2 protein-coding genes are annotated in these 1,231 nt (G+C 47.4%); both read right to left on the minus strand.

The features are described from left to right. The coding region (locus A3729_RS30690) for an acyl-CoA dehydrogenase family protein (RefSeq protein ID WP_197475653.1) at window positions 1-162 on the minus strand (162 nt) is incomplete at its 3' end. 189 nt (window positions 163-351) lie between these two features. Beyond that, window positions 352-1,231: carboxyl transferase domain-containing protein (locus A3729_RS07265; protein ID WP_304439698.1), on the minus strand; the 880-nt coding region annotated here is incomplete at its 5' end.

Genomic DNA, 1,231 nt, shown 5'->3' on the forward strand with positions numbered 1-1,231 from the left:
TTTGCTAATACCTAAAAGGCCAAGCTCGCCAAGCTTTTTGAATACGTCTCGCATTGGAAATGTGCCAGCTTGCTCCCACTCTTCAACATGTGGGTTGATTTCATTTACGACGAAGTTCTTAACGGTACGACGGATTTCTTTGTGTTCTTGAGTAAATTGCATTGTTCTTGCTCTGTTCTTTAAATTATTTGTGAATATAGTCGGACTCAGCGTCATCGCCGCGCAAGCGGGGATCCATTGTCTAGTTTTATATTCAGTCTGTTCTTAGTATTCATCAACCTATGTGGCTTAGCTCTAAAACAATAGATTCCCGCCTACGCGGGAATGACCTGGTAGTTTTTGCTTTACATCTTATAGACGCGCTACGCCAAAAGAGCTGGGTCTTAGTTCACGCATATTGGCTTCCTCACAAATATCTAAGAGGAATGCCAACACCTTGCGCGTGTCGCGCGGATCGATTAATCCGTCATCCCATAGGCGAGCGGTGCCAAACAAGGCTGTTGAACCCTCGTCCAATTTATCTGCAGTCGCTTTCTCGATAACATCGAGCATGGCTGGATCAGCTTCTTTACCCATTTTTGCATGTTTTGCTTCTGTGACGATTCGCAATACCTTACCGGCCTGTGCGCCGCCCATAACGGCTGTTTTGCTGTTCGGCCAAGCGAAGATGAAGCGAGGGTCAAGACCTCGACCACACATGGCATAGTTACCCGCACCATAGGAACCGCCAACGACGATAGTGAGCTTAGCTACAGTGGTATTTGCTACCGCTTGTAGCATTTTAGAACCATGCTTAATGACACCGTGTTGCTCTGAGTGCGTGCCAACCATAAAACCGGTGGTATTATGGAAGAACAATAAACTGGTGTTGGACTGTTCACATAGTTGGATGAACTGAGCCGCTTTGGCAGCGCCCTCGGGCGTGATCGGGCCATTGTTACCAATGATGCCGCAAGCATGACCTTGAATTTTCAAAAAGCCACAAACGGTTTGTTTGTCGAATTCTGGTTTGAAGTCAACAAAATCGGACGAGTCAGCAATACGGGCAATGATTTCGCGGACATCGTAGGGGTGCTTGCTGTCTGCTGGTACAACGCCAATTAGCTCTTCTGGGCTGAAAAGAGGTTCTTGCCACTCTTTAGATGGCTTAGCTGGAAGCTGCTCATTCCAAGGAACGCTCTTCATTAAGTCACGAATCATCCGAATGCCGTCGGCATCGTCTTCTGCGAGG

The sequence above is a fragment of the Oleiphilus sp. HI0043 genome (genome assembly GCF_001634935.1).